18 protein-coding genes and 1 other RNA gene are annotated in these 21,566 nt (G+C 31.2%); 5 read left to right on the forward strand and 14 right to left on the reverse strand.

The genetic code is table 11. The annotated features are described in order from the left end of the window. Nucleotides 1–23 precede the first annotated feature (23 nt). Nucleotides 24–1,253 (forward strand): cation:proton antiporter, encoded by a 1,230-nt coding sequence (locus tag RN605_RS06185; RefSeq protein ID WP_313323165.1) that lies wholly within the window; start codon nucleotides 24–26, stop codon nucleotides 1,251–1,253. A 42-nt stretch (nucleotides 1,254–1,295) separates the two neighbouring features. Here the strand turns inward: RN605_RS06185 and RN605_RS06190 are convergent, their stop codons facing one another. The 5 genes from RN605_RS06190 to RN605_RS06210 all read right to left on the reverse strand — a co-directional run bounded on the left by RN605_RS06190 (nucleotide 1,296) and on the right by RN605_RS06210 (nucleotide 9,164). Then, nucleotides 1,296–2,915 (reverse strand): ABC-F family ATP-binding cassette domain-containing protein, encoded by a 1,620-nt coding sequence (locus RN605_RS06190; RefSeq protein WP_313323167.1) that lies wholly within the window; start codon nucleotides 2,913–2,915, stop codon nucleotides 1,296–1,298. A 65-nt stretch (nucleotides 2,916–2,980) separates the two neighbouring features. Beyond that, on the reverse strand, nucleotides 2,981–4,375 hold the full coding sequence (locus RN605_RS06195) for a TolC family protein (RefSeq protein WP_313323168.1): 1,395 nt from the start codon (nucleotides 4,373–4,375) through the stop codon (nucleotides 2,981–2,983). Nucleotides 4,376–4,384: 9 nt separating this feature from the next. Next, entirely contained in the window at nucleotides 4,385–7,519 is a 3,135-nt protein-coding gene (locus RN605_RS06200; protein ID WP_313323170.1) for an efflux RND transporter permease subunit, read from the reverse strand. A 31-nt stretch (nucleotides 7,520–7,550) separates the two neighbouring features. After that, a complete protein-coding gene (locus RN605_RS06205) occupies nucleotides 7,551–8,660 on the reverse strand; it encodes an efflux RND transporter periplasmic adaptor subunit (RefSeq protein ID WP_313323172.1) in 1,110 nt (369 codons plus the stop codon). Nucleotides 8,661–8,675: 15 nt separating this feature from the next. After that, the gene (locus RN605_RS06210; protein WP_313323174.1) at nucleotides 8,676–9,164 is read right to left on the reverse strand and encodes a GbsR/MarR family transcriptional regulator; all 489 of its coding nucleotides are present in this window, start codon (nucleotides 9,162–9,164) and stop codon (nucleotides 8,676–8,678) included. Between the two features lie 208 nt (nucleotides 9,165–9,372). Between RN605_RS06210 and RN605_RS06215 the strand changes: the two genes are divergently transcribed. Next, nucleotides 9,373–10,779: a TlpA family protein disulfide reductase gene (locus RN605_RS06215; RefSeq protein WP_313323176.1), complete on the forward strand. Its 1,407-nt coding sequence runs from the start codon at nucleotides 9,373–9,375 to the stop codon at nucleotides 10,777–10,779. Between the two features lie 48 nt (nucleotides 10,780–10,827). Here the strand turns inward: RN605_RS06215 and fsa are convergent, their stop codons facing one another. The 4 genes from fsa to ffs form a co-directional block, all read right to left on the reverse strand. Beyond that, a complete protein-coding gene (gene fsa / locus RN605_RS06220; protein WP_313323178.1) occupies nucleotides 10,828–11,484 on the reverse strand; it encodes a fructose-6-phosphate aldolase in 657 nt (218 codons plus the stop codon). A gap of 81 nt (nucleotides 11,485–11,565) precedes the next feature. Next, nucleotides 11,566–12,369, reverse strand: coding sequence for an SDR family oxidoreductase (locus RN605_RS06225; RefSeq protein WP_313323179.1), 804 nt, complete (start codon nucleotides 12,367–12,369; stop codon nucleotides 11,566–11,568). A gap of 31 nt (nucleotides 12,370–12,400) precedes the next feature. Next, on the reverse strand, nucleotides 12,401–13,393 hold the full coding sequence (locus RN605_RS06230; RefSeq protein WP_313323181.1) for an enolase C-terminal domain-like protein: 993 nt from the start codon (nucleotides 13,391–13,393) through the stop codon (nucleotides 12,401–12,403). A 59-nt stretch (nucleotides 13,394–13,452) separates the two neighbouring features. Beyond that, nucleotides 13,453–13,551: signal recognition particle sRNA small type (gene ffs / locus RN605_RS06235), an RNA gene on the reverse strand. 85 nt (nucleotides 13,552–13,636) lie between these two features. Between ffs and RN605_RS06240 the strand changes: the two genes are divergently transcribed. Next, a complete protein-coding gene (locus tag RN605_RS06240) occupies nucleotides 13,637–14,686 on the forward strand; it encodes a glutaminyl-peptide cyclotransferase (protein ID WP_313323182.1) in 1,050 nt (349 codons plus the stop codon). A 33-nt stretch (nucleotides 14,687–14,719) separates the two neighbouring features. Here RN605_RS06240 and RN605_RS06245 read toward each other — a convergent pair whose 3' ends face one another. From RN605_RS06245 to rho, 4 genes are all read right to left on the reverse strand, one after another. After that, nucleotides 14,720–15,313: a hypothetical protein gene (locus RN605_RS06245; protein WP_313323184.1), complete on the reverse strand. Its 594-nt coding sequence runs from the start codon at nucleotides 15,311–15,313 to the stop codon at nucleotides 14,720–14,722. Between the two features lie 111 nt (nucleotides 15,314–15,424). Next, on the reverse strand, nucleotides 15,425–17,311 hold the full coding sequence (dnaK, locus tag RN605_RS06250; RefSeq protein ID WP_313323186.1) for a molecular chaperone DnaK: 1,887 nt from the start codon (nucleotides 17,309–17,311) through the stop codon (nucleotides 15,425–15,427). A gap of 188 nt (nucleotides 17,312–17,499) precedes the next feature. Beyond that, nucleotides 17,500–17,874 carry a ribosomal maturation YjgA family protein gene (locus RN605_RS06255; RefSeq protein WP_313323188.1) on the reverse strand — a complete coding sequence of 125 codons (375 nt, stop codon included), beginning with the start codon at nucleotides 17,872–17,874 and terminating at the stop codon, nucleotides 17,500–17,502. A 48-nt stretch (nucleotides 17,875–17,922) separates the two neighbouring features. Then, nucleotides 17,923–19,569: a transcription termination factor Rho gene (gene rho / locus RN605_RS06260; RefSeq protein WP_313323190.1), complete on the reverse strand. Its 1,647-nt coding sequence runs from the start codon at nucleotides 19,567–19,569 to the stop codon at nucleotides 17,923–17,925. A 185-nt stretch (nucleotides 19,570–19,754) separates the two neighbouring features. Between rho and RN605_RS06265 the strand changes: the two genes are divergently transcribed. Next, entirely contained in the window at nucleotides 19,755–20,159 is a 405-nt protein-coding gene (locus RN605_RS06265) for a DUF4293 family protein (RefSeq protein ID WP_313323191.1), read from the forward strand. 56 nt (nucleotides 20,160–20,215) lie between these two features. Here the strand turns inward: RN605_RS06265 and RN605_RS06270 are convergent, their stop codons facing one another. After that, nucleotides 20,216–20,710 (reverse strand): metallophosphoesterase family protein, encoded by a 495-nt coding sequence (locus RN605_RS06270; RefSeq protein WP_313323192.1) that lies wholly within the window; start codon nucleotides 20,708–20,710, stop codon nucleotides 20,216–20,218. 109 nt (nucleotides 20,711–20,819) lie between these two features. Between RN605_RS06270 and truA the strand changes: the two genes are divergently transcribed. Further along, nucleotides 20,820–21,560, forward strand: coding sequence for a tRNA pseudouridine(38-40) synthase TruA (gene truA, locus RN605_RS06275; RefSeq protein WP_313323193.1), 741 nt, complete (start codon nucleotides 20,820–20,822; stop codon nucleotides 21,558–21,560). Nucleotides 21,561–21,566: the final 6 nt, after the last annotated feature.

Consider the following 21,566-nt stretch of genomic DNA (forward strand, 5'->3'; position numbering starts at 1 on the left):
TCTAATTTTATCAAGGCATAAAAATGGAATTCTTTCATCTTTTCTCTATCCTAATTGTACTTTCTGCTGTATTTGCTTATATTAATTTCAAGTATTTAAAATTGCCAAATGCAATTGGTTTAATGCTTGTTTCATTAATTTTTTCTTTGGGAATTTTGTCGCTGAGGAACTTTTTTCCAGAAATGAAAATTCGTATTGCAAATCAGTTAAGTTCCATAAATTTTAGTGAATTATTACTTGAAGGCATGCTTAGTTTTATGCTTTTCGCTGGAGCTATTCACATTAAATATGCAGATTTGAAGTCTGAAAAACTAAGCATTATGCTTTTTTCAACCATAAGTGTTGTTTTAAGTACAGTAATCATTGGTTATGCTTCGTTTTACCTATTAAATGGTTTTGGGTTAGAAGTTGACTTAGTAAATTCGATGCTTTTTGGTGCCTTAATTTCTCCAACAGATCCAATTGCAGTGTTGAGTATTCTAAAAAGTGCTGGTGTTTCTAAATCATTAGAAACAAAAATTGCAGGAGAATCATTGTTTAATGATGGTGTTGCTGTTGTGGTTTTTATAACAATTCTACAATTGAGCAAACCCGAAGTTGATACTTCATTTCTCAGTGTGATTACTTTGTTTGGACAAGAAGCTGTTGGCGGAATTATTCTAGGATTAGGTATTGGATGGCTTGGTTATAGATTGGTTGCAAGCATTGATAATTATCAGGTAGAAGTATTAATTACTTTAGCAGTTGTTATGGGTGGATATACTTTAGCTCATTACATTCACGTTTCAGGTCCATTGGCTATGGTTGTTGCCGGATTAATTACTGGAAATCATGGTAAAACCTACGGTATGTCTGATACCACAGCTGAATATGTAGATAAATTTTGGGAATTAATGGATGAAATATTGAATGCTATTTTATTTGTTTTAATTGGATTGGAATTATTGATAATTGAAACAAATAAAACCTTCTTTATAGTTTCATTTATATTAATAGGAATCATTTTAATTACACGATATATCTCTGTTTACATACCTTCAATTTTCATCCGATTGAAAGAAAAAATGACACGTCATACCTTAATCATTTTAACTTGGGGTGGATTACGTGGTGGAATTTCAATAGCATTAGCTTTATCTATTCCAGTGAATTTAAATCGTGATATTTGGGTAACGATTACCTACGTAGTGGTTTGTTTCTCAATACTCATACAAGGAATGACCATTGGAAAGGTAGCAAAAAATTCAGATTAAATAAATATAAAAACCATTTCGATTTGAAATGGTTTTTATTTTTTAAGAATACATCTTCTTGCGTAATTCTTTTATTTTATCATCTTCAAGATATTCATCAAACGTCATATAACGGTCGATAACACCATTTGGAGTTACTTCTAAAACTCTGTTAGCAACGGTTTGTGCAAACTCGTGGTCATGTGTTGTAAACAATACCGAACCTTTAAAGTTTTTTAATGAATTATTGAAAGCTGTAATTGATTCTAAGTCTAGGTGATTTGTTGGCTCATCAAGCATTAAAACATTCGCACGAATCATCATCATTCTTGATAACATACAACGTACTTTTTCTCCTCCCGAAAGAACTGTACATTTTTTCAAAGCCTCTTCTCCTGAGAAAATCATTTTTCCTAAAAAGCCACGAACATAAACCTCATCGCGTTCTTCTTCGGTTTTTGCCCATTGACGTAACCAGTCAACTAAGTTTAAACTTCCATCTGTAAAGAATTCGCTATTGTCGTTTGGTAAATAGGATTGCGTGGTAGTAATTCCCCAATCAAAGGTTCCTGAATCGGCTTTTAGGTTGTTATTTAATATTTCATAAAAAGCCGTTGTAGCACGTGAATCTTTTGAAAATACAACAATCTTATCGCCTTTTGCCATGTTTAAATCCACATTTTTAAACAATACTTCACCATCAACCGAAGCTGATAGATTTTGAACGTTTAAAATTTGGTCACCAGCTTCACGCTCTGTATCAAAAATAATGGCAGGATAACGTCGGCTTGATGGTTTAATTTCATCAAGATTTAGTTTTTCAATCATCTTTTTACGAGAAGTTGCTTGTTTTGACTTAGCAACGTTAGCCGAAAAACGACGAATAAATTCTTCCAATTCTGCTTTTTTCTCTTCGGCTTTTTTGTTTTGTTGTGCTTTTTGTCTTGCCGCTAATTGACTTGATTCGTACCAAAACGTATAGTTTCCTGAATAATGATTAATTTTTCCAAAATCAATATCTGAAATGTGCGTACAAACTGCATCTAAAAAGTGACGGTCGTGCGAAACAACAATTACTGTATTTTCATAATTAGCCAAGAAATTTTCTAACCACGAAATGGTTTCAAAATCCAAGTCGTTAGTTGGCTCATCCATTACTAACACATCAGGATTTCCAAAAAGTGCTTGTGCCAAAAGCACACGAACTTTCATTTTCCCTTCCAATTCACTCATTAAAGTGTAGTGCATATCAGGTTGAATTCCTAAATTGGATAGCATTGCGCCTGCATCCGACTCGGCATTCCATCCATTCATTTCTTCAAATTGCACTTGCAACTCACCTATTCTATCGGCATTTTTATCATCATAATCAGCATACAAAGCATCCATTTCAGCTTTTACTGCAAACAAAACTTTGTTTCCCATCATTACTGTTTCTAAAACCGTATGTTCGTCAAACATATTGTGATTTTGATTCAAAACTGACATACGTTTTCCTGGTTCAAGAATTACTCTACCAGAAGTTGGGTCAATATCTCCAGCAAGAATCTTTAGAAAAGTAGATTTTCCAGCGCCATTTGCACCAATTACTCCATAGCAATTGCCTTGTGTAAATGTGGTGTTTACCTCGTCAAATAATATTCTTTTACCAAATTGAACTGATAAATTAGAAACTGTTAACATGAAAGTGTTTGTTTTTAAAATTGTGGTGCAAAAGTAGTGAATTGTTATTAGATTTCTAACAACAATTAATTTCCTCCACCTAATGCTTTATATAAAGTAATTACTGCGTTTAGTTGTTTATATTTGTTATCAATATAATTTATTTCTGTATTCAAAGCATTGTCTTTAGCAGTAAGCACTTCCAAATAAGTTACCATACCATATTGAAGTAATTCATCTGAATAGTTTGCTGCATTTTTTAAAGCTTCGACTTGATTTTTTCTGATAGACAATTTTTTTGTTTCATTTTCATAATTAGCTAATGCGTCTGAAACTTCTTTTCCGGCTACCAACAATGATTTTTCAAACTGTAAATATGCTTTTTGTTGGTTTGCTTTAGCAACTTCTAAACGAGTTTTATTTTGTCTTTGATTGAATATTGGTTGTGTAATTCCTCCTATTAAAGTAGCAAATATTGAATTGGTACTGAACCATTCTTTCAATTCTAAACTTTGAAAACCACCCGTTGCGCTTAATGTTAACGATGGATAAAAATAACTTCTAGCAACATTTGTTAATTCAAAAGCATTTCTAAAATTTAATTCCGCAGCAACAACATCCGGTCTTTTACTTAAAAGTAATGATGGCAAACCAGCTTTGATTTCAGCATCAATTGTTTGATTAGCAAAAACTCCTCTTTCTACAGCACTTGCAGGTTTTCCTAATAATTGATTAAAAGAACTTTCTAGTACTTTAATATTATAATTTAAATCTTCAATAATAATCTCAACCGCATATTTTTGAGCTTCAGTTTGTTTAACAGCTACTTCATTTACACTTCCCGATTTTTTTAAAGCCTTAATAACCTCAACACTTGAATTTCTGTTTTCTAATGTTGATTTGGCAACTTTAATTTGTTCATCTAAAGCCAATAATTGATAATATAACGAAGCAACATTAGCTACTAATTCAGTTTGAATAGCTTGCTTAGCCACGGCTGATTCTAAATATTTAGCCGCAGAAGCACGTTTTGTACTTCTAATTTTACCCCAAATATCGGCTTCCCATGATAATTTTGTAGAAAATTCAAATTGCTCAATTGAACCATTAAATATACTTCCAAACTGACTGTTTTTTGCCAATTCTTGATGAGTAGCTGTTGCGGTTGCATTAATACTTGGAAGATAACCCGCTTTGCTTTGCTTTAAAGTTGCTTCAGCTGCTGCCATATTTTGCAAAGCAATTTTCATGTCTAAATTATTCTGAATGGCTTCTTGAATGTAACCTTGAAGCTTTTCATCGGTGAATAGTTTATTCCAAGATAGCATTGCTAAAGAAGTACTATCTGCAACTTGTTCAGTTCTATAAAGATTATCTGTTTTTACTTCAGGTGTTTTATATTCCTTAGCTACAAAACAAGATTGTAGTAACAATGCAGTTAATAAAAGAACACTACCTTTAATTATATTTTTCTTTTTCATGATTCTTAATTATAAAATTTCAACATCATTAATTGAAGGTTTTCCACTAATTCGTTCTTGTAAATTTTGAAAAACAATGAACAATACTGGAATAACAAAAACTCCCAAAATTGTTCCGATTAACATTCCACCAATAGCACCTGTTCCGATAGCTTTGTTTCCAACAGCACCAGCACCTTTTGCTAACATTAATGGTAATAATCCTAATATGAATGCAAATGATGTCATTAAAATTGGTCGTAAACGAGCTACAGCACCTTGAATGGCTGCTTGAGCAACTGTAGCACCATTTCGTCTTGCATTTGCGGAAAATTCTACAATTAAAATTGCATTCTTGGCCAATAATCCAATAAGCATAATCAATGTAATTTGAAGGTAAATATTATTACTCACACCAAAGAAGAAAGCAAATAAATAAGCACCCGCCAAACCAATAGGTAGTGAAAATAATACTGCAAACGGTAAAATATAACTTTCGTATTGTGCTGCTAACAAGAAAAACACAAATACCAAACACAGCATGAAAATAAACAAGGTTTGTCCACCAGCGCTTATTTCTTCACGAGTCATTCCCGAGAATTCATATCCATAACCAACAGGTAGACTTTGACTTGCTACTTCTTCGATTGCTCTAATAGCATCACCAGTGGTATAACCATCATTTGGTACACCTTGAATTTTTACTGAAGTAAATAAATTAAAACGGTCAATAGCTTGCGGCCCAAAAACTTTTTTAAGCGTTATAAATTGTGTGATTGGCGCCATTTGTCCTGAGTTAGTTCTAACTTTTATTTTATTCAACGATTCTGGATCGCTTCTAAAATTTGGATCAGCTTGATAAATTACACGATATTGTTTTCCGAATTTATTAAAGTTCGAAGCATAAACTCCTCCATAATATCCTTGCATTGTTCCGAGGACATCGGAAACAGTTAATCCATATTTTTTAATGTTTGGTACATTCAAATCTATTCTGTACTGAGGATAATTTGGAGAAAATGAAGTTGCCGCATACTTAATCTCAGGTCGACCATTCAAATCAGCTAAAAACTTATTATTTACTGTACTTAATTCTTGAATTGTTCCTCCTTTTTGGTCTTGCAACTGAAACTCAAATCCACTTGTAAAACCAAATCCAACAATTGTAGGACGAGCAAAATAAAGAACTTTTGCATCCTTAACTGCAGCTGAACGTTTGAATAATTCCTGAACTACTGCTGATACTTCTTGAGTTGCATCTTTTCTTTCTGCCCAAGGTTTTAGCTTTACGATAACCATTCCATAATTACTCCCCGTTCCACTGATCAAACTTCTACCCGAAATACGTAGAACTTCTTTTATTTCTGGAATATCTTTTACTTTATTTTCTATTTGTAACAAAACTGATTCTGTTCGCTCCAAAGATGTTCCTGGCGGAAGCGACACATCTGATAATATTGCTCCAGTATCTTCATTTGGCACAAAAGCTTTAGGTGTAATGTTTAACAGTAAAGCAAAAATTCCAGCAAAAAGAGCTATTCCTGCAAAAGCTAACCATTTGCGCTTTATAAAAAATTCAACTGATTTTTTATATTTAGCAGTTGTAGTTTCAAACCCAGTATTAAAAGCGCTGTAAAAACGTTGTACAAAACCTTTTTTCTTTTCTTCACCATGCGGTTTTAGAAAAATAGCACACAAAGCCGGTGATAATGTCAATGCATTTATTGCTGACAAAACAATTGAAACAGCTAATGTTAGTCCAAATTGCTTATAGAAAACACCCGCTGAACCACTAATAAACGAAACTGGAATAAACACTGCTGACATTACCAAAGTAATAGAAATAATAGCACCGCTAATTTCACTCATTGCGTTGTGAGCTGCTTTTTTAGGATTATGTTCACCTGCTTCCATTTTGGCATGAACAGCTTCAACTACTACAATCGCATCGTCTACAACAATTCCAACTGCTAGAACAAGAGCAAATAATGTCAATAAATTTATAGTGAATCCAAATAAATTCAGGAAAAAGAACGTTCCTACAATAGCAACTGGAACTGAAATAGCTGGAATTAATGTTGAACGCCAATCTTGTAAAAAGATAAACACAACGATAAATACTAACAAGAATGCTTCAATTAATGTACGAACCACTTTAGACATTGACTCGCTTAAAAAATCATTTGCATTAATCAAAGTTACATAATTTACACCTTTAGGGAAATTTACTTTTGCACCTTCAATAACTTTTAATGAACCTTCAATAACATCTTGAGCATTAGAACCAGCTGTTTGTGCAACTGCAACGGCTATTGACTGATTTCCATTTGTAGTTGCATTACTTGCATAATTTACAGAACCCAATTCAACCCTAGCAACATCTGACAAACGAAGTACTTCCCCATTTGGTGTAGAACGAATTACTATTTGTTCAAATTCTTCTGTGCTTTGTAATCTTCCTTTGTATTTTAATGCATATTGAAATGATTGACTGCTGTTTTCGCCTAATTGTCCCGGAGCAGCTTCAATATTTTGTTCAGCCAAAAGTGCTGTTATATCAGCAGGAACTAATCCATAAGAAGCCATTATATCTGGCTTAAGCCAAATACGCATCGAATAATCTTTCTGTCCGAATATCATTGCTTCTCCAACACCTGGAACACGTTTAATTTTTGGAATTATATTGATGTTCGCATAGTTTTGAAGAAAAGTTGCATCATAAGTTGGGTTTTCGCTGTAAAGTGAGAAAATCAAAATGTTGTCACTTTGTCTTTTTGCAGTAGTAACTCCAGCTCTTGTAACTTCTTGCGGTAGTAAAGGAGTTGCTCTTGCTACACGATTTTGAACATTAACCGCAGCTAAATCTGGATTTGTTCCTAATTTAAAGTAAATGTTTATGGAAGCTGAACCATCATTGTTAGATGTTGAAGTCATGTAAGTCATGTCTTCAACTCCATTAATTTGTTCTTCTAATGGAATTACAACTGAATTCATAACTACTTCAGCACTTGCACCTTGATAACTTGCGGAAACTGTTACCGTTGGCGGTGCAATTTCTGGATATTGGGAAACGGGAAGCGAAATCAACCCGAGTATTCCCAAAATAACAATGATTATCGAAATCACCGTTGATAATACTGGTCTATCAATAAATTTTGAAAACATATTTATTATTTCAAATGTTAGTTAAAGTCAATTATTTTGTTTCAGGAGTAATAACGGAGTTAAAATCTACGACTTCAGGTTTTATTGGTGTTCCTTCCTGAACAATACCAACACCTTCAACCAAAAGTTTATCATTCACATTCAAACCTTTGTCAACAACAAATAATTTTCCACCTGAAACTGCTCTAACTTCAATTGGAATTGCTTTTACTTTATTTTCATTATCTACAATTAAAGCTATTCTTTTGTCTTGTAATTCTAATGTTGCGTTTTGAGGAATCAGAATGACATCTTTTAAGTTGGTAGGAATTTGAACAATTCCGCTTTCTCCAGAACGTAAAAGCCTATTTGAATTTGGAAAACTTGCTCTCACATTAAACGAACCTGTTTGCGAATTAGCTTGACCACTAAAAGTTTCTATTTTTCCTCTTTGTTCATATTGTATCCCGTTACTAAGAATCAAATTGACTTCTGGCATTTTAGAAACTTTTTCCTGAAATGATTTTCCTTCTGCATTCATTATAATATCAAGTTGTTGCTTCTCATTAATTGAGAAATAAGCATAAACTTTACTAATATCCGAAATACGTGTTAATGGTTCTGCAGTTTGACTACTAACATAACTTCCAACTCTTAAAGGTAATGTTCCAACGATTCCATTTATTGGACTCGTAATGGAAGCATAATTTATTTTAGCTAAAATACTTTGGTATGTACTTTTTGCACTAGCCAAATTAGCTTTGGCAGTTTCTAATTGTACTTCACTGATAATATTTCTTTCTACTAAAGGAATTAAACGATTTACTTCAACTTGAGCAGCGTTTACTTTTGCTTTTGCAGCTGCAGCTTCTTGACTTGTTGTTTGAGTTTCAAGTTTAAATAGTAATTGTCCTTTTTTTACTTCTTGACCTTCTTCTATGTATATTTTTTCTATATATCCATCAACTTTTGAACGGATTTCTATATCAATAACACCTTCTAAAGTTGCTGGATATTCTGCATTTATAGTAGCTGTTGATTTTGAAATCTCTACCACTTTATATGGCATGATTGGCATTTCTTTTTTCTCTTCCTTTTTATTACAAGAAATTAAACTGATTGTTAGAATCAAAATACTTGCAAAAGCTATTTTCCTTTTCATATTTAGTTAAGATATTTATTTATTGGATTGATTTTTTATTTCAATTTCTTCGAATTTTTTTATTGATTTTTTTAAAAGTTCTTCAACATCCAAAATGTGTTCCTTGTAAGCATAACTATTTTGAAGGTTGATGTTTTCCTGAGAACAAGAGATATTTTTTTCTCTATAATTAATTATTTTGTCAATTAATATTTTCTCGTTATCAACTAATGTTAAATATTTTTTTAATCGTTGACTTAATGGCGAAGCCTTAAAATATTTCTTTCTATCACCAGTAACTGTTATATAGTTAATCAAATTCATCTTTTGCATCAAATTCAAATTCGTAGAAACTGAACTTTTACTTGCCTGCATTTTTTCTACTAATTCCTCAAAAGTTAAACCCGATTTACAACCATCAATAATTAATGTACCTAAAATTCTTGCTGCTAAAGGTGGAATATTATATTGTTGCTCAAAGTGAATTCCGAATAACTCAATTAATTCTAGTTTTTCTGTATCCATTCTATTATTTTTTTTGCAAATATACTATTGGTTCGGCAAACACCGAACCAAACGAACATAAAGTTTTGTTAAATTTCAAATTGAATAACTAAAAAAATAATTGCTATTTGTCACTATTTTTAGATATTTGGTGAAAATCAACTTTAACTATTGATTAACACCTATTGTAACAATATCTGATTAAATTTGTTTAAATGATTTAATGTAAATGAAACTTGCCTATAAAATAAAATTACTTTCCTTTTACATATTCCTTCTAAGTTTTTATTCTTGTTTTAATAAGAATGATGATGGAGAATATGTTGCCTATTTTGGCGGAGAAATAGTAAATCCAAATAATCCTTACGTGCTTTTTTGCAAAGACAATGTTGTTATTGATTCTTTGAAACTAGACCAAAACAATCGCTTTTTTATCAAATTTGATTCATTAGCACCTGGAATGTATACTTTCAAGCATGAACCAGAATACCAATATGTTTATTTTGACAAAAATGATAGCATTATGGTTAGAGTAAATTCTAGAGATTTTGATAATTCTTTGGTCTTTTGTGGTAAAGGTGATTTGAAAAACAACTTTCTAATTGATTTATATCTCAGAAATGAAAAAGACAAGAACTCAATGTTCAAAGTTTTTGATTACGGATTAACAGAATTTACTAAAACTATAGATTCATCTAATTTAGCTAATGAAAAATTTTATTTAGCCAAAAAACAAGAAATTAAATGGAGTGATGAATTTGATGTTTTTGCAAAAGCAGCAGTAAATTTTCAATACTACACAAAAAAAGAGTTGTATCCTCGAGTTCATAATATTAGAACTGGAAATGATGTTTTTGAAGAATTGCCATCTAATTATTATGATTACAGAAAGAATATTGATTTTGATAATGTAGAATTAGCAAATTATGCGCCTTTTGTTATGTATTTGTCGCATATGTTAAACAATATGGGTGCAATTAATTATCACAATCATTTTACCGAAGCTGATTTAGCATTGAAGACCAATATCAACAAAATGCAAATTGCCGATACATTAATTAAAAACGAAAAACTAAAAAATAATATTTTAGATAACATTGCTTTCACTTATTTGTTAGAAGATCAAAATATGGTTAATAACAAAGCTTTTTTAGAATCATATCACAAATTTTCGACGGATAAAAGTAAGAAAAATGAAGTCGCAAAAATTGGTAATGCAATTCAGAATTTAAAGGTTGGAAATGATTTACCTGAAGTTGATTTAATTGATGTTAATGGAAATAAGTTTAAATCTACAGCTTTCAAACCCAAAAAGACTGTAATTTTCTTTTGGACTGGTAGGGCAATCGCACACTTTGAAGGCGTTCATAAAAAGATTTTGGATTTCAAGAAAAAATATCCGAGCTACGAATACATCGCTATTAATTTAAATGACTCACAAGAAGATTGGTTGAAATTTTTGAAAAGCTATCAAATTACTGAAATAACCGAATTACGTTGTGCAAATTTTGAAGACATTAAAGCCAAATGGGCAATTAATAAAATTCATAGAACGATTATTTTAGACGAAAACGGCAAAATCAAAAATGCATTTACCAACGTTTTTGACACGAAGTTTGAAGAAAATTTAAAATAAAAAAAAAGGCTTTCTAAATTAGAAAGCCTTTTTTTATTCTCTAATTAATTATTGATTTCCTTTAGCGTAATCGGCTAAAAACTGAGCCAATCCTATATCTGTCAATGGATGTTTCAACAATCCTAGAATTGAAGATAATGGTCCAGTCATAACATCTGCACCAATTTTAGCACAATTAACTACGTGCATTGTATGACGAATTGAAGCGGCAAGGATTTCGGTTTCAAATCCATAATTATCATAAATCTCACGGATTTCTTGAATCAAATATAATCCATCAGTTGAAATATCATCTAATCTTCCTAAAAATGGAGAAACATAAGTTGCACCAGCTTTTGCGGCTAACAATGCTTGACCAGCTGAAAAAACTAAAGTAACATTGGTTCTGATTCCTTTATCTGAAAAATATTTACAAGCTTTAACTCCATCTTTTGTCATTGGAATTTTAACAACAATTTGTTCGTGTAATTCAGCTAATTCTTCACCTTCTTTAATCATTCCTTCAAAATCAGTAGCAATTACTTCGGCACTAACATCGCCATCTACAATATTACAAATGTCAACATAGTGTTTTAAAATATTATTTTTTCCTGTAATTCCTTCTTTTGCCATAAGCGAAGGATTTGTTGTAACGCCGTCTAAAACACCTAATTCTTGTGCTTCTTTGATTTCTTTTAGATTAGCCGTGTCAATAAAAAATTTCATAATGTGTTTTGTGTTTAATGAAAATTAAGTTGTGTGTTTTTTAAAGTTGTGCAAAATTACAAAATCAAATTCAATTGACATTTACAATTTGTAATGATTCATCAACATCGCTTCATAAATTCTATCAGGTAAAATTCTTTTTAAAACTATAGAAAATCGTTGCATAAAAGCACCAATTTTATAGTGAATTTTTAGGTTTTTCTCATTGATGATTTGATAAATTGCAAAAGCCATTTCATCAGGATTACTTCCGCTATCAACATGTTCATTCATTTGTTTCAATGTATTTCCGTATGGAATTTCATAAGCTGAACCTTCAATAACCGGTGCATGATATCTACCCGAAGCTATGTTAGTAGCAAAATCGCCTGGCGCAACATTAACCACATTAACTCCAAATGATTTTACTTCCATACTGATGCTTTCGGTAATAATTTCTAAAGCTGCTTTGGATGAAGAATAAACACCACGATATGGCAAACCCATATAACCAGCAATAGAAGTAATGTTGATAATCAAACCTGATTTTTGCTCACGCATTTGAGGCAAAACCGCTTTCATAACTTCAATTGGTCCGAAAAGATTGGTTTCAAAATTATTTTTGATTTCATCTGTTGGGATTTCTTCAATTGGACCAGTAATTCCAACTCCAGCATTATTAATTACTACATCAACTCTATTCGATTTTTCAATAACTTCAGCAATAGTTTTTTTAATAGTAGAAACATTCCTAACATCTAATGCTAATAAAGGAAATTTTGAGTTTGTAATTTTTTCAGGATTTCTGCTCGTTCCATAAACGATATATCCTTTTTGAAGTAAAAATTCACCAACTGCTTTGCCTATTCCAGATGAACCACCAGTTATTAAAACAACTTTACTCATTGATTAATTTTAAAATTATGGCTAAAGATACTTATATCAACTGAATTCCTAAACCGAAATTGAGACTTAATTTTATTTTACCATTTTCAATTTGAGAACCTTTGGCAATGTCATTTTCGATTAAAGTAGCACCATCCAAATCGGCAAAATCGCATAATGGTGATAAAACTGCTCCAGCAGAAATACCAATAGTAGATTCCGTCATACAACCAATCATGACTTTAAAATTTTGTTTTCTAGCATCTTTAATCATAGACAATGCCGGAGTTAATCCGCCACATTTTACTAATTTGATATTGATACTCTTATAATGTGATTGCAATTTTTCTAGGTCTTCACTAGCTTGACAATCTTCGTCAGCCATCCAATTTGCAAAATTACTATTGCTTAATGAAGCAAAATTTTCTTTTCCCATTGGTTGTTCTAAATAAAGAAATTTTGATGTTTCTTCATTATTTTCCAACCAAAAACAATCCTCATTTGTAAAGCTTCCGTTGGAATCTAAGGCTATTTTTTTATTAGTCTCAAAATAGTTGAAAACAGAATTTTTATTCAATGAATTACATTTCACTTTAAAATAATTCCAATTGGATTCATTGATTTTTTTGATTTGATTTTCAATAGAATCAATACTTATGGTTAATGAAGATTCTGGTAGTTGAGAAGAATTGATTTGGTTCAACTCTAAAAAAGATTTCTTTTCCAACTTTCCAAACAAATCCCAATAAGCACAATCTAAAGCTGAACGCAGAAAACTAGGCAAATTTAATTTCAAAAGAAAAGCATAAAAATCAGTTGGTTCAACAATTTTATGTGATTCTATTTGAAACTTAACTTTTTGAAGAACACTTTCAAACTCTGATAAATTAATATTGTAATAATCTATCGAAGTACATTCGCCATAACCTCTACAACCTTGATGCTCAAGAGAAATAATTAAAGCTTCACGATTGTTATAATTTCCATAAGCAATAACAAAAGTTTCTTTGAGTTTAAATTTTACTATTTGCCATTGAATTTTCATGAATGAAAGGTATAAAAAAATCCGAAACAAGTTCGGACAGCAATTAAAGTTTCAAAAAAAAATGGCAAGCGACCTACATCGCACCGCTACAACCGCATACCTTTGCTATGTTCCCATCCTGGAGGATTTTGCAGGAGCTGGTCGTGTAGGACTTGCCGGTGCAAATATACAATCTTTTTAAATTTTAGCAAGAATTTAAGAGCATTATAAATATATTTGTGAGGATAATTTTTTACTTTAAATATGAGAAAATATAATATACTAGTAACCATTTTATTAGGATTAACAATTGTAAGTTGTGATGACACACAACAAGAAAAAGAAAGCTATTTTAGTATCAACGAAACTATTTTAAAACCAAAATTTAATAGTACTGAGGAAGTAAATTTAGAAATAATCAACAATAAAAATAAAACCATTGATAGTGTTGTTTATTTCATAAATAACGAAAGAGTAAAATCAGTTAAAGGAAGCGGAAAATCTTCTTTTAATTTAAAAGGAAGAAAATTAGGTTATCAAAACTTAAAAGCCTTGGTTTATTTTGACAATGATACAGTTTCTACACGTAAAAGAATTGAATTGGTTGCTGATAATGCACCAAGTTTATTGAAATATGATATTGTGAATACTTATGACCATGATATCAATGCATTTACTGAAGGTTATGAATTATATCGTGATACTTTAATTGAAAGCACTGGACAAAACGGAAAATCATATATAGCTAAAATTGATTATAAAACAGGAAAATCGTTTAAAAAAGTTGATTTAGAGCAACAATATTTTGGCGAAGGAATTACCGTTATAAATGACAAAATTTATCAATTAACGTGGCAAAATGCGACTGGATTTATTTATGATGCTAATACGTTAAAAAAGATAAAATCATTCACCTATGATAAAAAAGTCGAAGGTTGGGGAATGACCAATGATGGTACATTTATTTACCATTCTGATGGAACAGAAAAAATATGGAAAATGGATCCAGAAACCCAAAAGTTAATTGACTTTGTTAATGTTTACACTAATGATAGTAAAATAAAAAGTGTTAACGAACTAGAATGGATTGATGGAAAAATATATGGAAACATTTGGCAAAAAGATGCTATTGCTGTAATAAATCCTGAAACTGGAGCTGTAGAAAGTGTTTTAGATTTATCTGGATTAAGAGCAAAAGTTACTAATAAAGAAGCTGAAGTTTTAAATGGTATTGCTTATAACAAAAAAACAAAAACACTATTTGTCACTGGAAAAAACTGGAATAAGACATTTGAAATTAGAGTAAAGAATTAAAAAAAACTCCCGAAAATTTCGGGAGTTTTTTATTTATTTTTTCTTAGCATCAACATAATCAATTTTTACAGCATCATAAACCCATTTATTTTCTTGGGTTTTATTTTTCTGAGTTATTGAACCATCAGGATTAAGAGTAAAGACAAATCCTTCACGTCTTATTTTTTCTTGCGTTTCTGAAGCATTTTTCAATTTGTCTAAAAAAACTTTTTCTACAATATTATTCGTTTTTTCAAAATTTGAAAACACTTGTTTTTTATTAGTTATTTCATGAACCACAGAGTAAACAGTAGTAATATCTTCCGTTTTCAAATCGGTTTTGGTATTTGTTTTTTCAGTCCATTGTAGTAAATACAATTTAGTTCCATTGGCTGTAAAAGAAGATAGTTTAATATCAATTGGTTTATTGTTATCAGTCAACTCCTTGACATTTATTGCATCAACTGGTTTACCCTTTTCATTGATTGTAACTTGAAATGTTTTTCCTTTTATTTCTGCAGTAAGATTATCAACTTTAGCCGAAGATGATTTTTCGGTTGCAACTTTTTTGACTGCTGTTTTTCTCTTTTGTGCAAAAGAAAAATTAGCAAACAAAACTACCGTCAAAAGGAAAACTATTTTTTTCATATCATTAAAATTTGAATGCCAATATACAAAATAATTATTCTGGTAAATGTTAAATAAAAAAACCGAGCGATTACTCACTCGGTTTTCAATTTATTAACCTTATTATCTAAATTACTTCACTTCTTCGAAGTCAACATCTTGAGTTTGATCTCCAGAAGCATCGGCTTGTGGTTGCGCTTCTTGAGCTTGACCTTCACCTTGTGCTTTATACATTTCTTCAGAAGCATTTTTCCAAGCTTCATTTATTTTTTCCAAAGCTGGCGTGATAGCATTCAAATCTTTTGATTCATAAGCTGCTTTCAATTCAGTTAATGCACCTTCAATAGCTTGCTTATTACCATCAGATAATTTTTCGCCAAACTCAGTTAATTGTTTTTCAGTTTGGAAAATCATACTGTCTGCTTCGTTCAATTTATCAGCAGTTTCTTTTGCTTTTCTATCAGCTTCAGCATTCATTTCTGCATCTTTTTTCATTCTTTCGATTTCTTCTGGAGTTAAGCCAGATGAAGCCTCAATACGAATATCATGAGATTTTCCTGTTCCTTTATCCGTTGCTGAAACTTTGATGATACCATTAGCATCGATATCAAAAGTTACTTCAATTTGTGGAACACCACGTTGTGCTGGTGGAATTCCATCTAAATGGAAACGACCAATTGTTTTATTATCTGCAGCCATTGCTCTTTCACCTTGTAATACGTGAATTTCAACACTTGGTTGATTGTCAGCAGCTGTTGAGAATACTTGTGATTTTTTTGTTGGAATGGTAGTGTTAGCTTCAATCAATTTTGTCATTACATTACCCATAGTTTCAATTCCCAATGATAATGGTGTAACATCTAACAACAATACATCTTTAACATCACCTGTTAAAACTCCACCTTGAATTGCAGCACCAATTGCTACAACTTCATCAGGATTTACTCCTTTTGATGGTTTTTTACCAAAGAATTTTTCAACTTGTTCTTGTATTACAGGAATACGAGTTGAACCACCAACTAAAATTACTTCATCAATATCAGAAGTTGACAAACCTGCATCTTTTAATGCTTTTGCAACTGGATCCATTGAACGTTTTACTAAAGTTTCAGCTAATTGTTCAAATTTAGCACGAGTTAACGTTTTAACTAAGTGTTTTGGACCTGAAGCTGTTGCAGTAACATATGGTAAATTGATTTCTGTTTGAGTAGAAGATGATAATTCAATTTTTGCTTTTTCTGCAGCTTCTTTTAAACGTTGTAATGCCATTGGATCTTTACGTAAATCAACACCTTCTTCTTTGTTGAATTCATCTGCCATCCAATCAATAATTACTTGGTCAAAATCGTCTCCTCCTAAATGTGTATCACCATTTGTTGATAATACTTCAAAAACTCCATCACCTAATTCAAGAACTGAAATATCAAAAGTTCCACCACCTAAATCGTAAACAGCAATTTTTTGGTCTTTTCCTGCTTTATCTAAACCATATGCTAACGCTGCAGCAGTTGGCTCATTGATAATACGCATTACTTTTAATCCTGCAATTTCTCCAGCTTCTTTTGTAGCTTGGCGTTGTGCATCATTAAAATATGCTGGAACAGTAATAACAGCTTCAGTAACGGTTTGCCCTAAATAATCTTCTGCAGTTTTCTTCATTTTTTGAAGTGTCATTGCTGACAATTCTTGTGGTGTATAAAGTCTTCCGTCAATATCAACTCTTGGTGTGTCATTGTCTCCTTTAACCACTTTGTATGCAACAGTTGATGCTTCTTTAGCACTTTCTGTATATTTATTACCCATAAAACGTTTAATAGACGCTATGGTTTTAGTAGGGTTTGTTACCGCTTGTCTTTTTGCTGGATCACCTACTTTGATTTCGCCACCTTCAACAAATGCAATTACTGATGGTGTTGTTCTCTTTCCTTCTGCATTAGCAATTACAACTGGTTCTCCACCTTCCATAACTGCAACACAAGAATTGGTTGTACCTAAATCGATACCAATAATTTTTCCCATTTTTATTTTCTCCTTTTAATTTTTAATTTGATTATTACTCTACGAGTGAATAGTACGTTGTGTTGTACGTCTGTTATTTGTCAACTTTTGTGCCAAGGAAAGAATTAGAATAAATTGTCAGTTTTATTGAAATTCGATATGACAAGATGACATTTTAAATTAATACCACAAATTAAGGAGTTAATGGATTAATTATTTTTACAAATATAAAATTCAACCAAAACTATCGATAAATACCCAAAAAAATAAGCCAACATATCATGCCAAGAAAATGAAGTTCCTAAAACAATTCGTGCTATCTTATAATCTTGTAAACCTAAAAAAGTGATACAATCTAAATATTGTAAAAACTCAACTGTAAAAGCGAATAGTAAAACAAAAAAAGCAACTTTATATTTTGAAGAAGATAAAAAACTTTTCAAAAAACAATAAATTAAAATAACCACTAAATAATCCCCAAAGTAAGGCCTGATGAAAGAATCATTCATATAAAGTGCAATGAGAACTTCTGTTAAGAAAAGTAAACAAAAAAGTAAAAAATATTTACGATTGAACTGAATCATATATTTAGGTAAAGAAAAAATCCCAACCTATAGATTGGGATTTGTATTTTAATCATTCATTGAAATTAAAAACTCTTCGTTATTTAATGTCTTTTTGAATCTATCGTTTATAAAATCCATTGCTTCTACTGGGTTCATATCGGCTAGATATTTTCGCATAATCCACATACGTTGAATGGTTTTTTCGTCTAATAACAAATCATCACGACGAGTACTTGAAGAAGTTAAATCAATAGCTGGGAAAATACGTTTGTTGGCAATTTTTCTATCCAATTGTAATTCCATATTACCGGTTCCTTTAAATTCTTCAAAAATAACCTCATCCATTTTTGAACCAGTTTCAGTTAAAGCAGTTGCAATAATACTCAACGAACCACCATTTTCTATATTACGTGCAGCACCGAAGAAACGTTTAGGTTTTTGCAATGCGTTTGCATCAACTCCACCTGAAAGTACTTTTCCTGATGCAGGTTGAACGGTATTGTAAGCTCTAGCTAAACGTGTAATTGAATCTAAAAGAATCACCACATCATGACCACATTCTACCAAACGTTTTGCTTTTTCTAAAACTATATTTGCCACTTTTACGTGTCTGTCTGCTGGTTCATCAAACGTTGAAGCAATAACTTCACCGCGAACATTACGCTGCATATCGGTAACTTCTTCTGGACGTTCATCTATAAGCAAAACTAACAAATATACTTCTGGATGATTGGCAGCAATACTATTGGCAATATCTTTCAAAAGCATGGTTTTACCTGTTTTTGGTTGCGCCACAATCATACCGCGTTGTCCTTTTCCAATTGGTGAAAACAAATCTATAATTCGAGTTGAAATACTTGATTGTCTTCCGGCTAAATTGAATTTTTCTTTTGGAAATATCGGTGTTAAATGTTCAAATGAAACTCTATCACGAACTACTTGCGGATCATGACCATTTATTTTTAAAACTTTTACTAGAGGAAAGAATTTTTCGCCTTCTTTTGGTGGACGAACAACCCCTTTTACGGTATCACCTGTTTTTAAACCAAACAAACGAATTTGTGAAGTTGATAAGTAAATATCATCTGGTGAAGCCAAATAATTATAGTCAGATGAACGTAAAAAACCATAACCATCAGGCATCATTTCAAGAACACCTTCGCTTTCTATAATTCCGTCAAATTCATAATCTGAATCACGGAAATTTTGTTTCTTTCCTTTATAGTTTGGATTATTATTGTTAGCATTGTGATTATTACCGTTTTGGTTTTTATGCTTATGCTCACGAGAATTGTTAGCTTGTTTTGAGTTTTCAGATTCAGTTTCCTCTGATAATTTTTCTTCAGTAGTTGTTGTTTCAGTATTTGCAGGAGCTTTTTTTTCAAAAACGGGTTTCTTAAATTTTGGTTTAGCTTCCGTTTTCTCTTCAACTACTTTTTCAGATTCTGATTCGTTTACAAATAAATCACCTTGCTTTTCTTCTTTTTTAACAATTTCTTCAGCAGAAATTCTATTGCGTTTAGGCTTTTCTAATTTTGGTTTAGCGTTAGGTTTCGGTTTTTCTTCAGATTCCGTAGTTTTTGCTTGATGTTCTAAAATATCCTCGATGAGTTTATCTTTTTTAACACCAGTAATTTTTATAGTTTTTGCCAACTTGGCAATTTCTTGAAGCTCAGCAAGCTTCATTTCTTTTAAGGCAGAAATATCAAACATGAATGTCCTATATTGTATTAAATTAGTTTAATAAGGAAATAAAAAAATGGGTAGAAATATAAATCTTTAATGTTCCGTAGGATGAAGTACTTACGGTTTTGTTATGCAATAATACAAATAAATTTTAAGGATGCAATAGTATTTATTAAAAAAGAAACTTTATTTTTGTGCTTCAATTTTGAAAAATGTTTAGACCTCAAACATATTATTTAATTGGAGCTTTACTTGTAAATGGTGTTTTGCCGTTTGTTTTTCCATTATGGAAAATTAATGACAAAGCTGTTTATTTTATGTCTGAAATAATTTATTCAGCTTTATTTGGATTAAGTACTACGCTTTCGCTATTGAGTATTTTATCACATCAAAAAAGACAACAACAATTTGTCATGGGCAGATTGAATATAATATTGAATTTAATTTTATTAGGATTATTTGTGTATCGAACACTAACTGCATCTGGAGAAACAGCTATTTCTGAGAAAGGTGTTGGGATGTTCTTACCTATTTTTTCTATCGTACTTTTGGTTTTGGCCAACAAAGCCATAAAAAAGGATGAAGATCTCGTAAAATCTGTGGATCGTTTGCGATAAACCTATAAACTTAGTTTTTTAGTGCTGCAAAAAACCCGAACAATTGTTCGGGTTTTTTATTTCTTTCCAATTTCTATAACTTCTAGATTTTGAATTTTATCATTATCAATTTCAAAGCGCAACATAGTTCGCACTTGATGAAAACCATGAATTCCTGCTGCACCAGGATTCATGTGGAGTAAATTTAGTTTTTTATCAAATTGTACTTTTAGAATATGCGAATGTCCGCAAATAAAAAGCTTTGGTGGATTTTGATAAATTTCTTCTCTAATTATTTGATTGTATTTTCCGGGATAACCACCAATATGTGTTATCCAAACATCGACTTTCTCACAAAAAAAACGATTGTTCAACGGAAATTCCATTCTTGCTTTATCATCATCAATGTTTCCATAAACGGCTCGAAGTGGTTTTATTTTTTGAATTTCATCGGTAACTTCTAAATTTCCAATATCGCCTGCATGCCAAACTTCATCTGCAAGACGAACATATTTTAAAATCTTTTCATCTATATGACTATGAGTATCGGAAAGCAAAAGGATTTTTTTCATTCTATAATTATGAATGGCTAAAATATAAATTCTTTACAAGAAAACTTTAACCTTTACACAACATAAAATCTTTGTAACTTTACAACTTTGAAAATTCGCAAATTCTACCTTGAGATACTTTATACATTTAGCATACAAAGGAACCAATTATCACGGTTGGCAATCGCAACCCGATGCTATTTCGGTTCAGGAATGCTTAGAAAAAGCTTTGCAAACTTTATTAAGAAAACCAATTTCTATTGTTGGTGCAGGAAGAACCGATTCTGGTGTTCATGCCAAACAAATGTTTGCTCATTTTGATTTTGACAAAATTATTGATTCCGAAAAATTAGTTCGAAAATTGAATTCTTTTCTACCAAAAGATATTGCTGTTTTTAATATTCTGACTGTTCATGATGATGCTCATGCGCGATTTGACGCTACCAAAAGAACCTATGAATATTATATTCATACACAAAAAAATGCTTTTGAATGTGATGATAGTTGGTATTATTCTCATGCTTTGAACATTGAAAAAATGAATGAAGCTTGTAAAATTTTATTTGATTATATAGATTTTGAATGTTTTTCAAAAACACATACTGATGTAAATACATTCAATTGCAAAATATATGAAGCCTTTTGGAAACAAAATGAAAATCAATTAGTTTTCACGATTTCTGCTGATAGATTTTTACGAAATATGGTTCGAGCGATTGTTGGAACAATGATAAATATTGGATTAGAAAAAATATCTTTAGAAGATTTAAAAAAAATAATAGAAAGTAAAAACAGAAGTCAAGCTGGATTTTCAGTTCCTGCTCATGGTTTGTATTTAACAAAAATTGAATATAACTACATTAATCTATAAGCCAAA

Source organism: Flavobacterium sp. PMTSA4 (assembly GCF_032098525.1).
Taxonomy (GTDB): domain Bacteria; phylum Bacteroidota; class Bacteroidia; order Flavobacteriales; family Flavobacteriaceae; genus Flavobacterium; species Flavobacterium capsici.